Raw genomic sequence first — 23,376 nt, 5'->3', positions numbered from 1 at the left:
GGTCAGGACGTCCAGCCGCTGCGCCGCCAGGCTCCCGCGCCCGGGACGGGCACCCCGGTCATCACGAAGGCCCGGGCCGGCGGGCGGGCACCCTCCGGCCCGCCGTCGCGGGCGGCCGCCGCGCGGGCGCCCTCCTCGGCCAGCCGCGCCCAGAGCACCATCAGGGCGGCCAGTTCCTCGGGGTCCGGGGTGCCGCGCACCACCCGTATGTGCGAGCCGCTCACAGCGGGATGTTCCCGTGCTTGCGGGGCAGCCGGGTGATCCGCTTGTCGGCCAGGGCGCGCAGCGCCGACGCCACCTCGCGGCGGGTCTCCCGCGGCATGATCACCGCGTCCACGTAGCCCCTTTCGGCGGCCCGGTAGGGGTTGCACAGGGCCTCCTCGTACGCGGCGCGCAGCCGGTGCGCGGTCTCCTCGGGGTCGTCGGCCCGCTCGACCTCCCTGCGGTGGAGCACGGTGACCGCGCTCTGGCCGCCCATGACGGCGATCTCGGCGGTGGGCCAGGCGAGGTTGACGTCGACGCCCAGGTGCTTGGAGCCCATCACGCCGTAACCGCCGCCGTAGGCCTTGCGGGTGACCACGGTGACGGTGGGGACGGTGGCCTCGGCGTAGGCGTAGATCAGTTTCGCGCCGCGGCGGATGATGCCGCCGCGTTCCTGGTCCAGTCCGGGCAGGAAGCCGGGGACGTCCACGAAGGACAGGACGGGGACGTGGAAGGCGTCGCAGGTGCGGATGAAGCGGGCGGCCTTCTCGCTGGCGTCGATGTCGAGGGCGCCGGCCATCATCTGCGGCTGGTTGGCGACCACGCCGACGCTGCGGCCCTCGACCCGGCCGAAGCCGCAGATCATGTTGCGGGCGAACAGCGGCTGCACCTCCAGCAGTTCGCCGTCGTCGAGGACGGCCCGCAGCACCTGGTGCATGTCGTAGGGGCGGCTCGGCTCGTCGGGGACGAGGGTGTCCAGGGCGAGGTCGGCCGGGGAGAAGGTGTCGGGGTCCACGGCGGGGGCGTACGCGTCGACGGGTGCCTCGGACATGTTGTTGCTGGGCAGGTGGCCGAGCAGCAGCCGGACGTACTCGAAGGCGTCCTTCTCGTCGCGGGCGAGGTAGTGGGCGTTGCCGGAGACGGTGCTGTGCACGGCGGCGCCCCCCAGTTCCTCGCGGCCGATGCGCTGGCCGGTGACGGCGTGCAGGACCTCCGGGCCGGTGACGAACATGTGCGAGATGCCGTCGACCATCACCACGAAGTCGGTGATGGCCGGGGCGTAGACGGCGCCGCCCGCGCAGGGCCCGGTCATCAGGGAGATCTGCGGGATCACCCCGGAGCCCTGGACCTGGCGCCTGACCATCTCGGCGTAGTGGGCGAGGGCGACCACGCCCTCCTGGATGCGGGCGCCGCCGGAGTCGTTGATGCCGATGACGGGGCAGCCGATGCGCAGGGCCAGGTCCATGACCTTGTTGATCTTCTCGCCGTAGACCTCGCCGAGCGCGCCGCCGAAGACGGTGAAGTCCTGGGCGAACAGGCACACCCGGCGGCCGTCGACGGTGGCGTGGCCGGTGACGACGCCGTCGCCGAGGGGGCGGTGGCGTTCCATGCCGAAGTCGTGGCTGCGGTGGCGGGCCATGGCGTCCAGTTCGACGAAGCTGCCGGGGTCGACCAGGGCCTCGATGCGCTCGCGGGCGGTCAGCTTGCCCCGCTCGTGCTGTCTGCGCACGCCGGGCGCGTCCTCGGCGGCGGCGCGCAGTTCCTCGCGGCGGGCCTCCAGTTCGGCCAGCCGGGCCGCGGTGCCGGGGCGGGTGCGGGGGGCCGGGGCCCGGGGCGGGTCCGGGGCGGGCGCCGGGGGCGGTGCGGGGGTGTCCGACACGGGCTGGTACCTCCCTGGGTACGCGGACGGCGGGTGCGGGGGGCGGGGCGGTGCTGGGGCGGGGGCGGTGGGGGCGCCGCGGGGGGAGGGGCCCGGTCAGGGGGTGCCGGGGCCGGCGGCCGCGAGGGTGCCGGCCTCGTACAGGCCGCGGGCGGCCCGGCGCTGGACCTTGCCGCTGGTGGTCTTGGGCAGGCTGCCGCGCCGTACCAGCAGGACGTCGTCGGTCTCCAGGCGGTGGTTGTCCCACACGGCGTCGCGCACCAGGCGGCGCAGCCGGGCGGGGGCGGTGGCGCGGGCCGTGCGGCCGTCGACCTCGACGACCACGACCAGGCGTTCGGCGGTGCCGTCGTCGACGCAGAAGGCGGCGGCGCAGTTGGGGTGCAGGCCCGGGGCGCTGGTCTCGGCGGACAGTTCGATGTCCTGGGGGTAGTAGTTGCGGCCGGTGCGCACGATGACGTCCTTGAGGCGGCCGTTGACGAAGAGTTCGCCGTGGTGGAGGAATCCGAGGTCGCCGGTGCGCAGGTAGGTGCGGCCGTCCTCGTGGCCGGGGGCGGGGCGGGCGCGGAAGACCTGTTCGCTCAGGGCGGGCCGGCCGTGGTAGCCGCCGGCGACGCAGGGGCCGCTCACCCAGATCTCGCCGATGGTGTCCTCGCCGGACGGTACGAGGGTGTCCGGGTCCACGATCAGTACGCGGGTGCCGCCGACCGTGCGGCCGCAGCCGACCAGGGGGCTGGTGCCGGGGGCGGCGGCGGGGCGGGTCACGACGCGGCCGTCGCGGCGGGCGTCGTCGTCGAGCCAGAGGACGGTGGGGGGTTTGCCGCCCTGGTCGCCGGTGGCCTTCAGGGTGTTCTCGGCCAGGCCGAAGCCGGGGCACATGGCGCGGGCGTCGAAGCCGTGGGGGGCGAAGGCGGTGGTGAAGGCCTCGATGGCGTGCCAGCGCACGGGTTCGGCGCCGTTGGCCGCCACCTGCCAGCAGGACAGGTCCAGTCCCGGGGGCACCGCGCCGGCCTCGGCGGCCCTGGCGCACAGTTCGTAGGCGAAGCTGGGGGCGGCGGCGTGGGTGCCGCGGAAGCGGGAGATCGCCTCCAGCCAGCGGGCCGGGCGGCGGATGAACGCCTCGGGTGCCATCAGGTAGGCGGGGGTCCCGCAGAGCAGGGGCAGGATCACTCCGAAGAGCATGCCCATGTCGTGGAAGAGGGGCAGCCAGGAGACGACGGCGCTGCCGGGGCCGCACGGCCAGGACTCGCGGGTCTCCGCCGCGTTGTGGAGGAAGTTGGCGTGGGAGACGACGACGCCCTTGGGGTCGCCGGTGGAGCCGGAGGTGTACTGGAGCAGGGCCGGGGCGTCCGGTCCGGGCGGGGGCGGGAGCGCCGTGCCGGCGGGCCGTGCGGGCAGGGTGTCGGTGGCGATCAGGTCCAGGCCGTCGAGTTCGGGGCCGTCGCCGAACCGTTCCAGCAGGTCGGTGCGGACGGCGGCGGTGGTGAGCACGGTGCGGGTGCCGGCGTCGCGGGCGACGCGCCGTACGCGGTCCAGGGAGCGGGCCCGGGTGGGCACTTGCAGGGGGGCGGCCACCACGCCCGCGCGCATGCAGCCGAGGAGGGCGCGGACGAACTCCGGGCCGGTGGGGTACAGGAGCAGCGCGGGACGTCCGGCCAGTCCCGCGGCGGTGAGGGCGCCGGCGCGGTCGGCGGTGGCGGCGGCCAGGTCCCCGTAGGTCAGGGGCGGTTCGGGGTGTTCGCCGTCGCGCAGGAAGACGTAGGCGGGGTCGTGGGGGTGGGTGAGGCCGCGCAGGGCGAGGGCGCCGGTGAGGGTGTGCGCCCCGTCGGTCACGTGCTCGGTGAGCTCGGCGGTCATCGTTCGCACTCCTTGTCGAGCCGGGCGAGCCGCCCGCGGTAGAAGGTGAGGGGGCCGTCGTGGCCGGCCGCGGTGCCGGGGCCGAGGAGGCCGAGGGCGGTCACGGCGCCGACGACGATGCGGTGGTCGCCGCCGGGGTGTTCGTCGGCGAGGGCGCATTCCAGGTAGGCGACGCTGTCGCGCAGGACGGGGGCGCCGGTGGTCGTGGTCAGGCAGTCCAGGCCGTCGAAGGAGGGCCGTCCGCGGGCCGCGAAGCGCAGGGCGGTGGCGCTCTGCGCGGCGGCGAGGATGCTGACCGCGAAGCGGCCGCGGGTGCGGACCGCGTGGAGCAGGCGGGAGTCGTGGCGCAGGCAGAACAGGACGAGGGGCGGGTCGAGGGAGACGGAGGTGAAGGAGTTCACCGTCGCTCCCGTCCAGCCGTCGCCGGTGTCGGCGGTGACGACGGTGACGCCGGTCGTGAAGTGGCCGCACACCCGGCGCATGGCGTCCGGGCCGGGGGCGGTCCGGTCCGCGGCGGGCGGGGCGGGGCGGTCCGGGGCCGGGGTGAGCGGGCGGGGGTCAGTCGTCATCGCCGAGGTCCCTGCCGCCGCCGCGCAGTCCGTAGGAGCGGACCAGGCGCTGCACCGAGGGCTGGGCCTCGCCGCGTATCCAGCGCAGGGTGCGCAGCCGGCCGCGCAGGCTCAGTACGTACTCCAGGTCGTCCGGGTCGCCGAAGCCGTAGATCGGGGGGACGATCCGGTCGTGGCGCAGGCGCCGCATGATGCGGTCGGCGGCCTCGCGGGGGGCGGTGTCGTCGGCGGCGACCCGGCGGCACAGGGCGAGGGTGGAGTCGAGCAGGTCGTCGTACTCGGGGACGGTGCGGTGGCAGACGCCGCGGGACGGGTCGGCGCGCAGTCCGGCGAGGGCCTTCTCGGAGGCGCCGCGGGCCAGTTCCTTGGCGCTGCGTTTGAGGGAGAGCGCGTCGAACATCGTGCCCAGCAGCCATACGCGGGCCAGGGCGCTCCAGAGTTCGAAGGAGCCGCCGGCCGCGAGGGCCGCGCCGACGAGGGCGTCGTGGCGGTCGGCCATGCCGTGCTGGAGGCGTTCCAGGTAGCGGAAGCGGCCCGGGGAGAAGTCGTCGTCGCGGGCGGCGGCCAGGATGTCCCCGGCGGCGACCAGGACGAGCTGGGCGGAGGCGTAGAGGTCGCGGCCGAGCAGGGGGTCGCCGCCGAGGGCGGCCCGGTCGAGGAGGAGCATGCGCTCGCCGGCGGTGCGGGTGGCGCGCCAGTGGGGTGCCGGGTCGCTCCAGGAGGCCATGGGGCGGGCCCGGGCGAGCTGGGCGGCGAGGGAGGGGTGGGGTGCGGTGTGCCGCAGGACCTCCTGCCAGAGGTCCTCGGTGCTCTCCCCGGGCGGGGCGGGGTGGCGGCTCGCGTCGAGGGAGAGGGTGACGACGGCGGGGGCGGTGGGCGGCGGGGTGCCGTCGCCGTTGCGGAAGTGGCCGATCTGGAGCCAGCCGCCGTCGAAGAGGTGGGTGAGGACGCCCTGGGACCAGGGGTGGGAGCCGGGGCGGGGCGGGGCGATCAGTTCGTAGGGCCGTACGCCGACGGCGTGGAAGCCGTGGGTGCGGGTGGTGCGGAGGGTCGTGCGTTCGGCGCCGAGGGCGCGGGCGACGGCGGAGCCGGGGCCCTGGGTGTCGACGACCATGCGGGTGCGCAGTTCCCGGCCGGAGTCGAGGGTGAGCCGGACGCCGTGGTCGTCGGCGACGGCCTTGTCGACCCGGGTGCGCTGCTGTGTGCGCACGCCGCGTTGTGCGGCGCGGGCGAGGAGCCAGGCGTCCAGGTCGGGCCGGTGGAAGTGGCTCTCGCCGTGTTCGGAGGGCACGTTGAACTGGAGGCTGTGGGCGGCCCGGTGTTCCCTGCCGGGTTCGTGGTGGGCGAAGCCCCAGGTGCGGTGGACGCCGGAGTGGTGGGAGACCTCGGCGCGGACCCGGCCGGCGTCGGCGAGGAGGGCGGCCTCGGGCAGCCGGTAGCGGGTGGCGATCAGTTCGTAGAGGAACGAGGTGCACGGCAGGGTCGCCTCGCCGCCGGTGACGCGGGGCAGCTGGTCCTCGCCCAGGAGCTGTACGGTCAGGCCGCCGCGGGCGAGGGCGAGGGCCAGCAGGGTGGCGGTGGGCGTGGTGCCGAGGACGGTCACGTCCGCGTCGTCGGCGGGGCGGGCGCCGTGGTGGTCGGGCTGGCTGGTCATGTTCGCCATCACCTGTTCGGATCGGGCACGTTCGGGTGCCGGTCGGGGTGCCTGCGGGTGCGGGCCGGGGCCGCGCGGGTGGGCGCGGGTCAGCGGCCGGGCACGTGTTCGCGGGCGAAGGAGCTCATGGCGCCGGTGATCGTGCCGGCGATGTGCGCGGGTGCCTTGGTCCTGGCCCAGGCCGCGGTGCGGGCCATGCGCGGTGGTGTGGCGTGGAAGAAGTGGTTGTCGGGGCGGGCCAGTTGCAGGGGCGGGGGCAGGAAGTCGGCCCGGCCGAGGAGGTCGAAGATGCGGGTGGACGCCTCGCGGGGGTCCAGGGTGCCGTTCTCGACCCGGTCGCTGATGGCGGTGGAGGCGCGCAGCAGTTCGTTGGTGGGTTCGTGGGTGGGGAAGGGGGAGCCGAGGTACTTGGCGTTCTCCAGGTCGCGCAGCGGCTGTGTGTCGCCGAAGCGGCGCAGGCGGTCGTAGGCGGTCTGGAGGCCGAAGGTGCCCAGGACGGTGGAGATCGCCCAGACCCGGAAGACCGCGTTCCAGAGGTCGTAGTCGCGGAAGGCGGTGAAGGAGCTGTTGACCAGGTCGTCGTTGGAGTCCAGCAGGCGCTGTTCGAGCTGTTCGACGGGGGCGAAGCGGTCGCGGGAGAAGTCGTCGTCGCGGACGGCGTCGAGCAGGCGGTGGGCGAGGACGTTGACGACTTCCAGGGTGTTGGTCATGCCGCGGGAGTAGAGGGCGTCGATGAAGCCGGCGGCGTGTGCGGTGACGCAGTAGCGGTCGCCGACGGTGCCGGTCGCGGAGTACTGCAGGCGGCCGGTGGAGACCCATTCGCGCACGGGGCGGGCGTCGCGGAACTGGGGGGCGATGTCGGGGAAGCGGCGCAGGAAGTCGTCGAACTCCTGCTGGGGCGGGCCGTCGGGGCGGGGGTGGCGCCGGGGGTCGAGGGTGAGGCCGACGCTGACGAGGGGGTTGGTGCCGTTCTTGGTGTTGTCGAAGGGGATGACCCACAGCCAGCCGCCGTCGAAGACGTGGTGGAGGGTGCCCTCGTGCCAGGGGCTGGGGTTGCCGTAGGCGCGGGGGTTGCGCATCACCCGGTCGTAGGGGGTGACGTTGACCATGTGGGTGAACAGGGACCGGGAGTGGTGGCGGAAGCGGGTGGGGGTCTCGCGCAGTCCGAAGCGTTCGGCGACCGGGGAGCGGTGGCCGCTGGCGTCCACGACGTAGCGGGCGAGGAAGCGGGTGCCGCCGGCGGCGCTCAGGGTGACCCCGGAGCCGTCGATGTCGATCTCCTCGATGCGGGTGTTCTGGCGGACCTGCGCGCCGTAGCGGGCGGCGGTGTAGGTCATGTAGGCGTCGATGTCCTGCCGGAAGAAGTGGTTCTCGGTGTGCAGCATCCGGGGGATGACGAACTGGTTGACCTCGTGGGGCCGCTGGGCCCGGCCCTCGCGCTGGTAGACGAAGCCGAAGTTGCGTTTGATGCCGCAGGCGCCGGTGACGTTCTTGCGTACGGAGGCGAAGCTGGAGAGGTGGCCGATCTCGGGCACGCCGTAGCGGGCGGCCACCACTTTCAGCAGGACGGAGGTGTAGGGGATGGTGGATTCGCCGATGGCGAAGCGGGGGTGGCTGCCGGCGTCCAGCAGGAGCACCTTGGCACCGTTGCGCGCGAGCACCGACGCCAGGATCGAGCCGGCGATGCCGGCTCCCAGGATGGCGACGTCGTGGCGTTCGGTCATCTGATGCCTCTTTCGTTCTGGTGCTGCCGGTCCGGTGTGCGGCCGGCCGGTGCGGCGCCGGTCGTGGCGGTGCCGTCGGGGCGGCCGGGTGCGGGTCGCGGGGTCAGGGGGTGCGGGGTGCGGGGTGCTGGCGGGCGACTTCCCCGGCGAGCAGCCGTCCCCAGCCGATGGCCGGGATCTCGAAGAAGGGCCGCGGTTCCAGGCGCAGGGCGAGGTCCTTGCGGTAGCGGGTGATGAGCTGGCTGACGCCGAGGGAGTCGAGGCCCATGTCGAGCAGGTCGATGTCGTCGGTGATCTCGGCGCGGGCGACGCCGAGCTGGTCGGCGAGGGTGTCGCGGACGTAGGTGTCGAGGAGGTCCTCGTGCCGGTCGGGCGGGGCGGCGAGGACGCGGGTGAGCCGCGGGGAGGGGGCGGTGGCGGGGCCGCCGGGTCCGGCGGCGCGGATGCCGGCCAGCAGGGGGCGGGCGCGGCGGGATTCCAGGAGGGGTTTGAGGGTGTCCCAGTCGGTGCCGGAGACCACCGCGTGGGCGTGGTCCTCGCGCATCAGGCCGCCGAGCTGGTCCAGTCCGGTGCGGGCGTCCAGGGCGCGCAGGCCGAGGGCTTCCAGGCGGGCCAGGAGGTCGTCGCCGCCGAGGCCGCTGGCGATGTTCCACGGTCCCCAGCTGATGCTGAGCGCGGGGCGGCCGGTGGCGCGGCGGTGGGCGGCCAGGCCGTCCAGGAAGCGGTTGGCGGCGGCGTAGGCGGCCAGGTGGGCCGATCCCCAGACGGAGGCGATGGAGGACATCAGGACGAGGAAGTCCGGTTCGTTGCCTTCCAGCAGCCGGTGGAGGGTCCAGGCGCCCTCGACCTTGGGCCGCAGGACGGCGTGGAGTTCGGCGGGGTCGGCCTCGTCGATGTTCTGTGCTCCGGCGAGTCCGGCGGCGTGCACGACGCCCCGTACGGGGCGGCCCTCGGCGGCGGCGGTGGTGAGGAGGTCGCGCATGGCGGGTTCGTCGGTGACGTCGGCGCGGGCGACGGTGACGCGGACGCCGCGGTGTTCCAGGGCGCGTACGGCGCGGACGCGGTCGGCCGCCGGGTCGCGGGGGGCGGCGGAGGGCCCGGTGGCGGTGAGGGTGTCCCACTGGTCGCGTGGTGGCAGTCCGGAGCGTCCGGTGAGGACGATGTGGCGGGCGCCGCGGTCGGCGAGCCATGCGGCGAGGGTCAGGCCGAGGCCGCCGAGGCCGCCGGTGATCAGGTAGGAGGCGTCGGGGCGCAGGGCGGGCGGTGCGGTGTCGGGGGTGGTGTCCGCGGGCGGGCGGGGGGTGAGGCGGGGGACGAGGCGTTCGCCGGCCCGCAGGGCGATCTCGTCCTCCTCGCCGGGGTGCAGCAGTTCCGCGGCGAGGCCGGCGGCCGTGTCGGGGCCGGGGGCGGGGTCGAGGTCGATGCTGCCGCCCCAGAGGGCGGGCTGTTCGAGGGCGGCGACCTTGCCCAGGCCGATGAGCATGGTGCCGGCGAGTCCGGCGGGGTCGTCCTTGTCGCGGGCGCTCTGGGCGCCGCGGGTGACGAGCCAGAGCCGCGGCGGGCCGTCGGGGCCGGCGGCGGTGCCGTCGGCGAGTGCCCGGAGCAGGTGGACGGCGGTCTCCGGGCCGGTGACGCGGGCCAGGGCGAGGTCGGCGGCGGTGGCCGTGCCGCCCGGGGGGATGTCGAGGGAGGCCAGGTGGACGACGCGGTCCAGCGGGGCGTGTTCGGTGAGCAGGGCGCGCAGCCGGGCGGGGTCGTCGGCGGGGACGGTCAGGGGGCCGGGCGCGGGGCCGGCGGGGGTGGTGAGCCGGGCGGTGACGACCGTGCCGCCGCGGGCGGTGAGGCGGGCGGCCAGGTCCTGGGCGACGCCGCCGGAGTCGGCGAGGAGCAGGGTGCGGCCGGCCGGGGTCTCGTCGGTGGCCGGGGCGGGGGCCTGCTGCCAGGTGACGGTGTAGCGCAGGGTGTCGGCGGGAGCGGTGGCGGGGGCGGCCGGGGCGGTGGCGGGGGCGGCCGGGGCGGTGGGGGCGGTGGCCGGGGTGAGGGGGTAGGACAGGGGGCGGCGCTGGAAGGCGTAGGTGGGCAGGGGGACGTGGCGGGGGGTGCCGGGGGTGTGCAGGGCGGTGAGGTCGACGGGGGCGCCCCAGGTGAACAGTTCGCCGAGGCTGTCCAGGATCTGGGTGTTCTCCGGGGTGCCGCGGCGCAGGGAGGGGAGCCGGAGCAGGGGGTCGGTGTCCTGGTCGGGCAGGGTGCGGGCGGTGAGGCCGAGGAGGGTGCGGCCGGGGCCGGTCTCGATGAGCGCGCCCGCGCCGGAGCGGGCGAGCGCGAGCAGTCCCTGGTGGAAGCGGACGGGCAGGCGGGCGTGCCGGGTCCAGTAGCCGGGGTCGGCGAGGGTGGCGCGGTCCAGTGCCTGTCCGGTGAGGTTGGAGTAGACGGGGATGCGCGGCTCGTGGAACCCGATGGCGGCGGCGGCCTCCCGGAGGGGGGCGAGGACGGGGTCGAGCAGGGGTGAGTGGAAGGCGTGCGAGACGGCGAGGCGGCGGCCGGTGACGCCGTCGGCGGCGAGTTCGGCGGCGATCTCCTCGATGGCGTCGGCCGCGCCGGACAGCACGGTGTCGCGGGGGCCGTTGACGGCGGCGAGCGAGACGCGGTCGGTGCGCGGGCCGACGGCGCGCAGGGCGTCCTCCTCGCCGAGGGGCAGGGCGAGCATGGCGCCGGGGGTGCGCACGCTCTCCATGAGCCGTCCGCGCAGGGCGATCAGGCGCAGGGCGTCGGGCAGGTCGACGGCGCCGGCGACGCAGACGGCGGCGTACTCCCCCACGCTGTGCCCGATCAGGGCGGACGGCCGCACGCCCCAGGACTGCCAGAGTTCGGCCAGGGCGTACTCGACGGCGAACAGGGCGGGCTGGGTCCGGGCGGTGCGGGCCAGTTCGTCGCCGTCGGGGGCGAAGACCACGTCGTGCAGGGTGGGTTCGCCGTCGGTGGCGAGCAGGTCGGCGCAGCGGTCGAAGGCCCGGCGGAAGACGGGTTCGGTCTCGTGGAGCTGCCGGCCCATTCCGGCGTACTGGGTGCCCTGGCCGGGGAAGAGGAAGGCGACCTTGGCGCGCTGCGGCCGGCGGGCGCGGCGCGGGGCGGGGCCCTCGCCGTCGGCGAAGGCGCGCAGGCGGGCGGTGAGGCCGGGCAGGGTGGTGGCGGTGAAGGCCGCGCGCAGCCGTTGTGCGGCGCGTCCGGTGGCGGCGGTGCGGGCGACGGCGGGCAGGGGGGTGGCGGGGTGGGCGTCGAGGTGGCCGGCCCAGTGGCCGGCGAGTTCCCGCAGGGCGTCCTCGCCGCGGGCGGAGAGGACGACGAGTTCGGCCGGGCGGGCGGGGAGGGGGTCCGTCCGCTGTCCGTCGGTGGCCGGGCGGGGGGCGGGGGGCGGTTCCTCGACCAGCAGGTGGACGTTGGTGCCGCTGGCGCCGAAGGAGCTCACGCCGGCCACGCGGGGCTGTCCGTCGGCGGGCCAGGGGGTGTGCGCGGCGGCGACGGCCAGGTGCAGCCGGTCCCAGTCCACGTTGGGGTTGGGGGTGCGGAAGTGGAGGCTGGCGGGGATCTGCCCGTGCCGGACCGCGAGCACGGCCTTGATCAGTCCGGCGATGCCGGCGGCGGCCTCCAGGTGGCCGATGTTGGTCTTCACCGAGCCGACGACCAGGGGGTGTCCGTCCGGTCGCCGGCTGCCCAGGACCTGGTGCAGGCTGCGCAGTTCGATGGGGTCGCCGAGGGGGGTGCCGGTGCCGTGGGCCTCGACGTAGCCGACCTGTGCGGCGGGCAGTCCGGCGTCCTCCAGCGCGGCGGTGATCACGTCCTGCTGGGCCTGGGCGCTGGGTACGGAGATGCCGCTGGCGTGTCCGTCGTGGTTGACGGCGCCGCCGCGGATCACGGCCAGGACGCGGTCGCCGTCGGTGAGGGCGTCGGAGAGGCGTTTGAGGACCACGACGCCGCAGCCCTCGCCGCGTCCGTAGCCGTCGGCGGTGGCGTCGAAGGTCTTGCAGCGTCCGTCGCGGGCGACCGCCCCGGCCTTGCTGACCAGGACGAAGCCGTAGGGCGACAGGATGACGTTGACGCCGCCGGCGAGGGCGAGGTCGGTCTCGCCCTGGCGCAGTGACTGGCAGGCCTGGCGGACCGCGAGGAGGGAGGAGGAGCAGGCGGTGTCGACGACCTGGGCGGGGCCGCGCAGGCCGAGGGTGTGGGCGATGCGGCCGGCGATGAAGCTGTTCTCGCCGAGGATCTGGTAGGCGTCGATGCCCTCGGGGGCGCCGAACTGCTGGCGCATGCGGACGTAGTCGCTGGTGCTGACGCCCATGAAGACGCCGGTGCGCGAGCCGTCGAGGCCGTCCGGGGGGATCGCGGCGTCCTCCAGGGCCTGCCAGGCCACTTCGAGGGCGATGCGCTGCTGCGGGTCCATGCCGGCGGCCTCGGCGGGCGCGATGCCGAACAGGGCGGCGTCGAAGGTGTCGACGCGGTCGAGGAAGCCGCCGTCCAGGACGTAGGCGGTGGCGGGTGTCTCGGGGTCGGGGTCGTAGTAGGGGGTGGTGTCCCAGCGGTCCTGGGGGAAGGGGCCGATGGCGTCGGTTCCCCGGCCGAGCATCCGCCACATGGTCTCGGGCGAGTCCGCGCCGCCGGGGAAGCGGCAGCCGATGCCGACGACGGCGACGGGGGCGCGCAGGGCGGCCCGCTGTTCCTCCACCGTGGCGCGCAGGGTGGAGATGGTGCGGGCGGCCTGGGCGAGCAGGGCCCGCACGTCGCCGGTGGCGGCGGTGGGTGGGTTCATCGTTCCTCCTGCTCGAACAGCTCGGTGGCGGCCGCCAGTTCGGCTGCGAGCCGGGCGGTCAGGTCGTCCAGGTCGCCGGCGGGCGGGCCGTCCGGGGCGCCGTGGGGGGCGGGGGCCGCGGTGCCGTCGGGGGCGGGGGTGCCGGTGGGCCGGGGCGGGGCGGCGGGGGGGGGGGGGGGGGGGGGGGGGGCTCCCGTCGCCCGCGGGGTGTCCGTTCCGGTCACCTCGGCGGCCAGGAAGGCGGCGAGTGCCTGCCCGTTGGGGTGTTCGAAGGCCAGCGTCGCCGGCAGCGGGCAGCCGAAGCGGCGTTCCAGCCTGACCTTCATCTCCAGGGCGGTGATGGAGTTCAGTCCCAGCTCGAAGAAGCCCTGGCGCGGCTCCAGTTCGTCCTGTCCGTCCAGGCCGAGGACCACCGCGACCTCCTCCAGCACACAGTCGAGCACCAGGTCGGCGCGGGCGTCGGCGGGCAGGGTGCGCAGCTTGTCCAGCAGCGCGTCGGCGTCGCCGGGGGCGGACCGCTCCCGCTCGGCCAGGGCGTCGAACAGGGGGAACGGCAGTGCCTGCCGGTAGAGCGGCAGCAGCAGTCCCCAGTCGACGTCGGCGATCTCGGCCGCGGGGTGGCCGGAGGCGGTGACCCGGTCGAGGAGTTCCCGGGCGGTGGCGGCCGTGAACGGGGTCATGCCGCTGCGGGTCAGCCGCTGGGCGCTGTCCCGGTCGAGCAGGCCGACATCGCTCCAGGGCGCCCAGGCCACGGAGGCGGCGGGCAGTCCGCGGGACCTGCGGTGGGCGACGAGCGCGGTCAGCACGGCGTCGACCGGGGCCTGTGTCCCGGCGCCGATGGCGCCCCAGCTTCCGGCCACGGTGCTCCACACCTGGAACAGGCCGGGCTCGGTGCCGGTGCGGCGGCACGCCCGGTGGAGCAGCCACGCGCCGCTCGCGCGGGCGGTGAGCGCCTCCTCCAGGGCGCGGGCGTCGGGCGCGGCGCCGGAGGGCAGGTTCCAGTCGGCTCCCAGCCACACGATGCCGCCGACCGGGCGGCCGGCCGCGGCCTGGTCCTCCAGGAGCCGTACGGCGTGTGCGGCTCCCTCGATCCGGGGGACGCTCAGCACGTGTCCGGCGCCGCGGTCGGTGAGCCATCCGGCGACCTGTGCGGCGAGCGGTCCAGCGGTGCCGGCCACGAGGTAGGTGCGGGCCTCGTCCAGCCGCACCGGTGCGGGGGGCGCGGCCGGGGCGGGGGCGGGCAGCACCCGTGCGGCCAGTCTCCGGCCGCGGCGCAGCGCGAGCCGGTCCTCGGGGGGTCCGCCGGGGGCGGGGTGGCGGCCGAGTTCGGCGAGGACGGCGTCGGCGTCGGCGCCGGGGTCCGCGCGGAGCGGGTCCAGGTCGAGGGCGGCGCCCCAGGCGGTGGGCTGCTCGACTCCGGCGACCACCGCGGCCCGGCGCAGCGCGGCCTGGGCGGGGGACGGTTCCTCCAGGTCGTCGACGGCCACGGCGCCGCGGGTCACCCACCACAGCCGGGCGCCGGCGCCGGCCGCCGCGACGGCGGCGGTGGCGTCCGCGGCCGCCGCGCACGCCCCGGCGACGGCGGCCGCGCCGGACACCGGGTCCTGGGGCAGGTCGAGTCCGGACAGGTGCACCACGGCGGCGCAGCCGGGTCCGGCGGCCAGGTCCCGCAGGGCGGTGCCGAGCCGTTCGCGCAGTCCGCCGGCCGGGCCGGGGGGCAGCAGGCGCACCGGTGTGCCGCGTCGGGTCAGTGCGGTGGCGAGCGCGTCGGCGACGCCGGAGGCGTCCGCGAGGAGCAGGACCGTGCCGGGGGCGGGCGGTGCCGGTGGCGGCGCGCCGCCGGGCGGGCCGGCCGCGGGCTCCGCCCCGGTCCCGGTCCCGGTGTCGGGTCCGGGTGCGGTGGCGGGCAGTTCCTGCCAGCCGGGGACGTGCACATGGGCGGCGTGGCGGCGGTCGGTGTCCGGGTCGGGGCAGTGCGCGGCGGGGGCGGCCGGGCGGATGCCGGTCAGTTCGGCCAGGGGGCGGCCGTCCGGGTCGGCGATCAGCACGTCGGCCGCCGGGGCGGGCCCGGTGTCCTCTCCCGGGGCGGCGGGGGTGATGTGGAGGACGACGTGCTCGCCGGGCACGTCGTGCGCGGTGACCGAGGCCACCGAGCCGGCCGGGGCGGCCGGGGCGGTCCCGGGTCCGGGGTCGCTCTCGGGGGTGAGCAGTGCGGGGGCCCCGAGGGCGATCCCGGCGAGGTCGGGGGCCAGGTGCCAGCGCATGGCGGCCGGGCCGCGGCGCAGTTCGACCCGGATGCGGTCGCCGTCGGTGCGGACCGAGAGGACCTCGGCCGCGGTTCCGGCGAGCGCGGCGGCGCGGGCGCGCAGGCAGGCGCCGGCCTCGGTGCCGGTGGCCGTGGGGGCGGGGCCGCGCGGGCCGGCCGGGAGGGCGGTGCCGGTGGCCAGGCGCAGCGGGCGGTCGCCGTCCGGGGCGGTGATCTCGAAGCGGTGGGCGCCGGGGGCGTCCGGGGAGCGGGTCAGGGTCAGGGCGGCGGTGCGGGTGCCGTCGGCGGCGGGCGCGGGCAGGGCGGTGCCGAGGGTGACGCCGGTGAGCCGGACGGTGCGGTCGTCGCCGAGGGCCGTGCGGGCGGCGGCGACCGCCAGCTCCAGCCAGGCGGCGGGGGGCACCAGGGGCGGGTCGGCGGCGGGGTCGGCGCCGAGCGCGGTGACGAGTTCGGTGTCGAGGTCGGCCTCGACCACGGTGGTCCCGCCGGTGCGCACGGTGCGGGCGGTCAGCGGGTGGCCGGTGCCGGCCGTGGCCGGCCGTCCCTCCACCCAGTAGCGGCGGTGCTCCCAGGGGTAGCCGGGGGTGGTGACGGGGCCCCGGGGGCGGGGGTGGAGCCGGTGCCAGTCGACGGCGGCGCCGCCCGTGTGCAGGGCACCGAAGGCGGTCAGCAGGGCGCTCTCGCCGTCCTCGCCGCGCACCAGTGAGGGGACGAGCAGTCCCTCGGTGCCGTCGGCGCGCAGTTCCTGTTCGATCGGGGTGAGCTGGACCGGGTGCGCGGACAGTTCGACGAAGGTGTCGTGGCCGTCGCGGGCGGCGGCGCGCACGGCGTCGGCGAACCGGACGGGCATGCGCAGGTTGTCGCCCCAGTAGCGGGCGTCCATCGGGCGGCCGGTGAGGGCGGCGCCGTCCACCGAGGAGTACAGGGGCACGCGCGGGGGCGCGGGGTCGAGCCGTCCGGTGAGTGCCTCGGCGAGTTCGGCGCGCAGGGGTTCGGCCCAGGGGCTGTGTGCGGGGCCGCCGGCGTCGACCATGCGGCAGAAGACGTTGCGTTCCTTGAGGGTGGCGGCCAGTTCGGCGAGGGCGGCGCTCTCGCCGGAGACGACGGTGGAGGCGCGGCTGTTGACGACGGCGACGCACAGCCGGTCGCCGTGGCGGGCGATCTCGCGGGCGGTGGCGTCGGCGTCGAGGCCGACGACGGCCATGCCGCCCAGGCCGACCAGGGAGCGCAGCAGGCGGGTGCGGCGGACCATCACCTCGGCGGCGCCGGGGAGGTCCAGGACGCCCGCGCACAGGGCCGCGGAGACCTCGCCCATGCTGTGGCCGATGACGGCGGCGGGCCGCACGCCGAGGTCGTGCCAGGCGGCGACGAGGGCGTGCTGGACGGCGAACAGCAGGATCTGGCGGTCGAGTTCGTCGGCGGGTTCGGTGCCGGCGGCGATGGTCGCGGCGGGTGACCAGTCGAGGAAGGCGGACAGGGCGCTGTCGGCCTCGTCGAGCGCGGCGCGGAAGGCCGGGTTGCGCAGGGCGAGCGGGCGGGCCATGCCGGGCCAGTAGGAGCCGTGGCCGGAGAAGACGAAGACGGGTCCGCGGTCCCGCTCGGCGGCGCGGGCGAGGACGGTGCCGGGGGCGTCGCGGCCCTCGGCGAAGGCGTCGAGGCGGTCGGCGAGTTCGGCGCGGTCGCGGCCGACGACGGCCAGGCGGTGCTCCAGGTGGGAGCGGCGCAGGGCGAGGGTGGCGGCGAGGTCCGCGGGGGCGGGCGCGTCCGGTGCGGTCAGCAGGTCGCGGTGGGCGGCGGCGCGGGCCCGCAGGGCGCGCGGGGAGGCGGCGGACAGGGTGAGGAGCCGGGGGGCGGCGGTGCCGGGTGCCTGCGGGTCCGCCGCGGCGGGGGCCGTGCCGGGTGCTGTGGCGGGGGCGGGCGGGCCGTCGGGGGCTTCGGCGAGGACGACGTGGGCGTTGGTGCCGCTGAAACCGAAGGCGCTGACGCCCGCGACGCGGCGGCGGCCGCCGCGCGGCCAGGGGCGGGTGGCGGTGGGCACCCGCAGGGGCAGTTCGTCCCAGGGGACGGCGGGGCTGGGCCGGTGGAAGTGGAGGTGGGCGGGGAGGGTCCCGTGGTGCAGCGCGAGGACCGTCTTGATCAGTCCGGCGATGCCGGAGGCTGCCTCCAGGTGGCCGATGTTGGTCTTCACCGAGCCGACCAGGCACGGGCCGAGGCCGGCGGGCCGTCCGTGCAGGGCGGCGCCGAGGGCGTTCAGTTCGATGGGGTCGCCGAGCGGGGTGCCGGTGCCGTGGGCCTCGACGTAGTCCAGGTCGGCGGGTTCCACCCGGGCGTCGGCGAGGGCGGTGCGCAGCAGCTCCTCCTGGGCCGGGCCGTTGGGGGCGGTGAAGCCGCTGCTGGCGCCGTCCTGGTTGACGGCCGAGCCGAGCACGAGGGCCAGGACCCGGTCGCCGTCGCGGCGGGCGGCGGACAGCGGTTTGAGGACGACGGCGCCGCAGCCCTCGCCGCGGGTGTAGCCGTCGGCGGCGGCGTCGAAGGTCTTGCAGCGGCCGTCGGCCGCCAGGGCTCCGGCCGCGCCGCTGGCGCGGTGGATGGTGGTGTCGAGGATGAGGTTGACGCCGGCGGCGACGGCCAGGTCGCTCTCCCCGGCGCGCAGGCTGGCCGCGGCCAGGTGGATGGCGACGAGGGAGGAGGAGCAGGCGGTGTCGACGGCGAGGCTCGGGCCGCGCAGGCCGAGCAGGTAGGAGAGGCGGCCGGGGGCGGCGCTGAAGGAGGTGCCGGTGCCGTAGAAGGCGTCGACGCTGCGGGCGGCCACGCGCTGGGCGTAGTCGGTGGAGTTCATGCCGAGGAACACGCCGGTGCGGGTGCCGTCGAGGGAGGCGGGCGCGATGCCGGCGTGTTCCAGGGCCTCCCAGGCGACCTCCAGGAACATCCGCTGCTGGGGGTCCATGACCCGGGCCTCGCGCGGGGGGATGCGGAAGAAGGGGGCGTCGAAGCCCGCGGGGTCGTCGAGGAATCCGCCCCACCAGGTCCGGGCGTCGTCGAAGCGGCCCTCGGGGGCCTGCCGGACGGCGTCGACGCCGTCGGTGAGCAGCCGCCAGTAGGCGTCGGGTCCGTCGGCGCCGCCGGGGAAGCGGCAGCCGACGCCGACCACGGCGATCGGCTCGGGCGCCGGTGGCGGTCCGGTCCGGGCGGCGGCCGCGGGGACACCGGCGGCGGTGGTGTCCGGGGCGGTGGGGGCGAGGGCGGTGGTGTCCGGGGCAGTGGCCGCGGGGGCGGCCGGGGCGGGGGGTTCCTGGCGGTCGAGCAGGTCGGCGAGGTGGGCGGTCAGGCGCCGCACGGTGGGGTGGTCGAAGGCCGCGGTCCTCGGCAGCCGCAGGCCCAGTGAGCGTTCCAGGGCCTTGCACAGTTCGACGGCGCCGAGGCTGTCCATGCCCAGGTCGGCGAAGCCGCGGGCGCGGGCGACCGCCGCCGGGGAGGCGAGGCCCAGGACCCGGGCGGCGCAGGAGGCGACGAGGTCGGCGAGGGCGGCCCGGTCCGGGCGGGCGGGGGCCGGTTCCGCGGCGGGCCGGGACGGCCCGTCCGCCGTGTGTCCGCGGGCCGGGGCGGCGTCGGCGGTGTTCCCGCCCGCCGGGTGGCCGCCGGGGTGGCCGGTGAGCAGCCGCAGTCCGTCGGTGCGGGCGACGAGCCGTCCCTCGGTGTCGAACAGGCTCAGTTCGCCGCGGAGTTCGGCGGGCAGCGCCGGGGCGGCGCCGGGGGGTGTCCGGATCTCCTCCGGGGTGCCGCCGGGCACCTCGAACCACAGCGGTTCGCCCTGCCAGGGGTAGCGGGGCAGGTCGCGTGCCGGGTCGGGGTGGGGTTCGACGTGCCGCCAGCGGATGTCGGCGCCCGCCGTGTACAGCTCGGCGAGCGCGGCCCGGGAGGTGTGCACGGCGTCGGTGTCGCGGCGCAGGGTGGCCACCACCCGGCCGTCGGTGCCGGCGGCGGCCATGGTCTGGAGGAGGGGCTGGGTGAGCACCGGGTGCGGCCCGATCTCCAGGAAGACGCGGTGTCCGGCGGCCAGGGCGCGGGCGGCGGCGGCGGCGAACCGGACCGGTTCGCGCACGTTGCGGCCCCACCAGGAGGCGTCGAGGGCGGGTTCGGGCCCGTCGGGGGCGGTGCCGCTGGTCCGCAGCAGGGGCAGGGTGGGCTCGGCGGGGGCCAGGCCGTCCAGCAGTGCGGTCAGTTCGGCCCGGTGGGGGTCCATCTGGGGGCTGTGGAAGGCGTAGGCGCCGGGCATGTCGCGGCAGGTGACGCCGCGGGCGGACAGCCGGGCGGTGAGGGCGGACACGGCGGCGGCGGTGCCGGACACGACGGTGGAGGAGGGGCTGTTGACGGCGGCCAGGCAGAGGTCGTCGCCGAACGGCTCCAGCAGCGGCGCCAGTTCGTCCTCGGGCAGGGCGACGGCGGCCATGCGGCCCTGTCCGGCGGAGCGCTGCAGGAGGCGTCCGCGGTGGACGGCGATGCGGACCGCGTCGGGCAGGCTCAGCGCGCCGGCGACGTGGGCCGCGGTGATCTCGCCCATGCTGTGGCCGATGACGGCGGCGGGCTCGATGCCCCAGGAGCGCCACAGCGCGGTGGCGGCGATCTGGAGGGCGAGGACGACGGGCTGGGCGATCTCGGTGTCGGCGAGCCGGGAGCGGTCGGCGCCGGCGCGCAGTTCGGCGGCGGGTGACCATCCGGCGGCCTGCCGCACGAGGGCGTCGACCTCGTCCAGGGCGGCGGCGAAGACGGGTTCGGCGCCCTGGAGTTCGCGGCCCATTCCGGCCCACTGCCCGCCCTGTCCGGAGTAGACGAAGCAGACCGGGAGGCGTTCGGGTTCCTCGTCGGGCAGGGGGGTGCCGGTGCTGTCGGGGAGGGCGGGGTCGGGGGCGGCGAGGAAGGTGTCGAGGTCGGCGGCGAGGTGGGCGGCGGTGGTGCCGGTGACGGCGAGCCGGTGCTCGGCGTGGTGGGTGCGCAGCCGGGCGGCGCCCGCGGTCCAGGGGGCGGGGTCGGCGCCGGGGCGGGCCAGCAGGCGGTCGCGGTGGGCGCGGGCCAGTTCGCGCAGTGCCTCGCCGGAGCGGGCGGACAGGGCGAGCACGCGGGTCCCGGCGGTGCCGGGCGCGGCGGGCGGGGCGGGGGGTGTGCGGGGGGCGGGGGCCTCGACGACGACGTGGGCGTTGGTGCCGCTGAGGCCGAAGGCGCTCACTCCGGCGAGGCGGGGGGTGTCCTGCGGCCAGTGGGCCGGTTCGACGGGCACGCGCACCGGCCAGCGGTCCCAGCGGATCGCCGGGCTGGGGCGGTTCAGGTGGAGGTTGGGGGGGATCAGGCCGTGGTGGACGGTGAGCGCGGCCTTGAGCAGTCCGGCGACGCCGGCGGCGCCGTCGGTGTGGCCGAAATTGGTCTTGAGGGAGCCGACCAGCAGCGGGGTGCGCGGGTCGCGTCCCTCGCCCAGGACCCGGGCCAGGGCGCTCATCTCCAGCGGGTCGCCGAGCGGGGTGCCGGTGCCGTGGGCCTCGACGAAGCCGATGTCGGCGGGGGCGGCGCCGGCGGCGGCCAGCGCGTCGCGCAGCAGGTTCTGCTGGGCGGCGGCGCTGGGCACGGTCAGGCCGGCGCTGTGTCCGTCGTGGTTGACGGCGGAGCCGCGGATGACGGCGAGGACCCGGTCGCCGTCGGCGCGGGCGTCGCTCAGGCGCTTGAGGACCAGGACCGCGCATCCGTCGCCGCGGACGATGCCGTCGGCCGCGGCGTCGAAGACCTTGCACCGGCCGTCGCGGGCCATCGCGCCGACCTTGGACATGAAGATGGTCAGTTCCGGGGCGAGGAGCAGGTTGACCCCGGCGACCAGCGCGGTGTCCGACTCGCCGGTGAGCAGGCTCTGCCGGGCGAGGTGGGCGGCGACGAGGGAGGAGGAGCAGGCCGTGCTGAGCGCGACGCTCGGCCCGTTCAGGCCCAGGAGGTAGGACAGCCGGCCGGGCCCGAAGCTCGCCTCCTTCCCCGACGCGTACCAGGGGTCGATGCCGGTGCGGCCGGCCTCCTGCGCGTGGCGCAGGAAGTAGTCGGCGCCGAGTCCGCCGGACCACACCGAGGTGCGGGTCCCGGCCAGGGTGCCGGGCACGATGCCGGCGTTCTCGAGCGCCTCCCAGGCGACCTCGATCAGCAGCCTCTGCTGGGGGTCGATCTGCCGGGCCTCGCGCGGCGCGATGCCGAAGAAGCCCGCGTCGAAGCGGTCGGGGTCCGGCAGGAACCCGCCCCAGCGCGCGTAGGTGCGGCCGGGCGCGTCCGGGTCGGGGTCGTAGATGCCGGCCAGGTCCCAGCGGGAGGGGGGGACTTCGGTGATGACGTCCGTCCCGTCCCGCAGCAGGCTCCAGAAGGTGTCCGGGCCCGTCACCCCGCCGGGGAAGCGGCAGCCCGCCCCGACGATCGCCACCGCGTCGGCTGCTGTGGAGGTCATTTCAGCAGTGCCGCCCCGGAGGGGGTGGTCAGGCTGCCGAGGTGCTGGTGCCAGAGGTGGTCGGGGTCGCTCTCGACCGCGGCGACGATCCTGCGCATGGCTTCCAGCGCGCGCGGCTCGTCGTCGTCGTAGACGTCGCCCTGGAGCATCTTCAGGACGTCGAGCCGGTACCTCGGGTCCTGCACGAAGGCCGTGAACAGGATGTTGAGGCGGTAGTAGATGCTGATGAACTCGTACCAGTTGCCTACGCCGCGGCGCAGGGTGCGCTCGTACTCGGCGAAGCGGGGCTTGGTGAAGTCGCCGGCCTCGGCGGCGGCGATGATGTCCTTGGTGGCGATGCGGGCGCTGTTGAGGGCGACGCTCACGCCGCTGGAGAAGATCGGGTCGACGAAGCGGGCGGCGTCGCCGATGAGGACCCAGTTGTCGCCGGTGATCTCCTTCATGCCGTAGCTGTAGTCGCCCTCGGCCTTGAAGGGGCGGACCCGCTCGGAGTCCTCCAGGGCGCTGCGCAGTTCCGGCCGGCTGCCGACGCAGTCCCAGAAGAAGCCCTCCAGGTCGTCCTTGGAGGCGGTGAAGTACTTCTTCTGCGTGACGACCCCGATGCTGGTGATGGTGTCGGTGATCGGGATCTGCCACACCCAGGTGTCGGTGATCGGCAGGAAGTGGATGAAGATGTAGTCGGCCTTCTTCCTGTCGTGCGACAGTGCGCTGCGGTCCAGGCCCTCGAACCAGGTGTGCACCGCGTACTGGTTGAAGACCGGGTCGGGCACCTTCAGCTTCATCTGGCGGCCCAGCATGGTGCCGCGTCCGCTGGCGTCGACGACCATGCGCACGGTGTGGGCGGAGCCGCCGCGCACGGGGCGCAGCACCGGGTTGTCGCCGGAGAAGTCGACGCTGCCGATGCGGGTGTCCTCCAGGACCTTGGCGCCGCAGGACGCGGCGTGCTGGAGGAGGAGCTGGTCGAACTTGCCGCGGTCGACGTGGTAGGTGTGGGCCTGTTCGACGCCGGGCTGGTCGCGTTCGTCGAACTCGATCTCGGCGGCGCCCAGTCCGTGGGAGAGGCCGGAGAATCCGAGGGTGGGGATGCCCTTGGGGGCGGCGGAGGTCCAGGCGGCCCCGAACTTGCGGGGGAAACCTGCCTGTTCGACGAGTTCCAGGGCGCCGATGTCGCGCAGCACCGGGGTGGTGGCGGGTACCAGGGACTCTCCGACGTGCGGGCGGGGGAAGGTTTCGCCTTCGAAGACCGCCACGGACAGGCCGGCCCGGGCCAGGTAGCTGGCCGCCGTGGAGCCCGCGGGGCCCCCGCCGATGATGCCGATGTCGTAGTCGACTGCGGACAAGACTGCTCCTCTGCGATCGGTGTGGGTGGGTCAGGCCATCGCGGCGGGGTCGCCCTGGAGCCGGAAGACCAGGGCGCTGATGGTCTCCAGCGTCTTGAAGTTGCGGCCGACGATGTGCTCGGGCGGGATGTACAGCCGGTACCGCTCCTGGATGCGGGCGATCAGCTCGGTGGTGTTCAGCGAGGTGAGGATGCCGAGCTGGAGCAGCGGTGCGTCGGTCTCCAGGCCCGCTGTCCCCTCGGGCAGGAAGCGCTCCTCGATGAACGCCTTCAGTTCGGCGAGGATCTCGTCCTGGGCAACGGTCTCTTCGGGCATGCCTGGGGCCTCCGGGGTCCGGGCGGGGATACGGCGTGACGGCTCGGATCGCGCGCCGCGGGCGTCCCGCCGGGGCGGGTCGGCCGCCGCGGGCGCGGGGACTCGGGACCCGTCGGCTCCGAGTCCCGACGGTTTCCTGCAGGCCGTTCCGGGCGGGCCGGCCGCGGGTTCCCTGCGGTCGGCCGGGGGTCCGGGTGCGGTCGGCTGGGGCCAACCGTACTCAGCGACCCAGGGCCCGGGCTTCGCTCAACGTGATGAATTGCCGGGGGTCCACAGGGGCCCTTCTCCGTACCTAAGGGGGAGATCCGGGCGGGGGGAGGGCAGAAAGGATGAGTACCCGCGGCCGTCGCCGCGGGGCGCCCCGAGCGGTCAGGATCGACGCGGGCGCTTGCCCGCCCGCGGCCACCGCCGACGGACGGCGGGTGCGCCCCGCCGGTGCGGCACGGGCGGGACACGGCCGCCCGGTGCCGCGAGGGAGGGGCCGGGCCGCCGCGCGGCGGTGCCGGACCGGGCACCTCCC

At 76.3% G+C, this 23,376-nt stretch carries 10 protein-coding genes; all 10 read right to left on the bottom strand.

Annotated elements, in window-relative coordinates:
- Window positions 1–2 precede the first annotated feature (2 nt).
- Window positions 3–224 carry an acyl-CoA carboxylase subunit epsilon gene (locus GTY84_RS11895; RefSeq protein ID WP_161226154.1) on the bottom strand — a complete coding sequence of 74 codons (222 nt, stop codon included), beginning with the start codon at window positions 222–224 and terminating at the stop codon, window positions 3–5.
- Window positions 221–1,771 (bottom strand): acyl-CoA carboxylase subunit beta, encoded by a 1,551-nt coding sequence (locus GTY84_RS11890; protein ID WP_202550924.1) that lies wholly within the window; start codon window positions 1,769–1,771, stop codon window positions 221–223. Before GTY84_RS11890 ends, GTY84_RS11895 begins: the two co-directional genes overlap by 4 nt.
- A gap of 186 nt (window positions 1,772–1,957) precedes the next feature.
- A complete protein-coding gene (locus GTY84_RS11885) occupies window positions 1,958–3,715 on the bottom strand; it encodes a fatty acyl-AMP ligase (RefSeq protein WP_161226152.1) in 1,758 nt (585 codons plus the stop codon).
- The gene (locus GTY84_RS11880) at window positions 3,712–4,284 is read right to left on the bottom strand and encodes a flavin reductase family protein (RefSeq protein WP_161226151.1); all 573 of its coding nucleotides are present in this window, start codon (window positions 4,282–4,284) and stop codon (window positions 3,712–3,714) included. The genes GTY84_RS11885 and GTY84_RS11880 overlap by 4 nt, the downstream gene beginning before the upstream one ends.
- Window positions 4,274–5,938 (bottom strand): hypothetical protein, encoded by a 1,665-nt coding sequence (locus GTY84_RS11875; RefSeq protein ID WP_161226150.1) that lies wholly within the window; start codon window positions 5,936–5,938, stop codon window positions 4,274–4,276. Before GTY84_RS11875 ends, GTY84_RS11880 begins: the two co-directional genes overlap by 11 nt.
- A gap of 89 nt (window positions 5,939–6,027) precedes the next feature.
- Window positions 6,028–7,662 (bottom strand): NAD(P)/FAD-dependent oxidoreductase, encoded by a 1,635-nt coding sequence (locus tag GTY84_RS11870; protein WP_161226149.1) that lies wholly within the window; start codon window positions 7,660–7,662, stop codon window positions 6,028–6,030.
- A 103-nt stretch (window positions 7,663–7,765) separates the two neighbouring features.
- On the bottom strand, window positions 7,766–12,466 hold the full coding sequence (locus tag GTY84_RS11865; RefSeq protein WP_161226148.1) for a type I polyketide synthase: 4,701 nt from the start codon (window positions 12,464–12,466) through the stop codon (window positions 7,766–7,768).
- Entirely contained in the window at window positions 12,463–21,201 is an 8,739-nt protein-coding gene (locus tag GTY84_RS34615) for a type I polyketide synthase (protein ID WP_161226147.1), read from the bottom strand. The genes GTY84_RS11865 and GTY84_RS34615 overlap by 4 nt, the downstream gene beginning before the upstream one ends.
- Entirely contained in the window at window positions 21,198–22,541 is a 1,344-nt protein-coding gene (locus GTY84_RS11855; RefSeq protein WP_161226146.1) for an NAD(P)/FAD-dependent oxidoreductase, read from the bottom strand. The genes GTY84_RS34615 and GTY84_RS11855 overlap by 4 nt, the downstream gene beginning before the upstream one ends.
- A 30-nt stretch (window positions 22,542–22,571) precedes the next feature.
- On the bottom strand, window positions 22,572–22,856 hold the full coding sequence (locus GTY84_RS11850; protein WP_161226145.1) for an acyl carrier protein: 285 nt from the start codon (window positions 22,854–22,856) through the stop codon (window positions 22,572–22,574).
- Between the last annotated feature and the right edge of the window lie 520 nt (window positions 22,857–23,376).

It is taken from the genome of Streptomyces sp. SID8352, from assembly GCF_009862265.1.
Lineage (GTDB): Bacteria > Actinomycetota > Actinomycetes > Streptomycetales > Streptomycetaceae > Streptomyces.
The sequence above is the reverse complement of the archived record's forward strand: the minus strand, read 5'-3'. Positions and strand labels throughout refer to the sequence as shown.

Bases quoted from the DNA above. Each gene is read 5' to 3' on its own strand.
- GTY84_RS11885 (WP_161226152.1), bottom strand. From the start codon at position 3,715: ATGACCGCCGAGCTCACCGAGCACGTGACCGACGGGGCGCACACCCTC.
- GTY84_RS11880 (WP_161226151.1), bottom strand. From the start codon at position 4,284: ATGACGACTGACCCCCGCCCGCTCACCCCGGCCCCGGACCGCCCCGCC.
- GTY84_RS11875 (WP_161226150.1), bottom strand. From the start codon at position 5,938: ATGACCAGCCAGCCCGACCACCACGGCGCCCGCCCCGCCGACGACGCG.
- GTY84_RS11870 (WP_161226149.1), bottom strand. From the start codon at position 7,662: ATGACCGAACGCCACGACGTCGCCATCCTGGGAGCCGGCATCGCCGGC.
- GTY84_RS11865 (WP_161226148.1), bottom strand. From the start codon at position 12,466: ATGAACCCACCCACCGCCGCCACCGGCGACGTGCGGGCCCTGCTCGCC.
- GTY84_RS34615 (WP_161226147.1), bottom strand. From the start codon at position 21,201: ATGACCTCCACAGCAGCCGACGCGGTGGCGATCGTCGGGGCGGGCTGC.
- GTY84_RS11850 (WP_161226145.1), bottom strand. From the start codon at position 22,856: ATGCCCGAAGAGACCGTTGCCCAGGACGAGATCCTCGCCGAACTGAAG.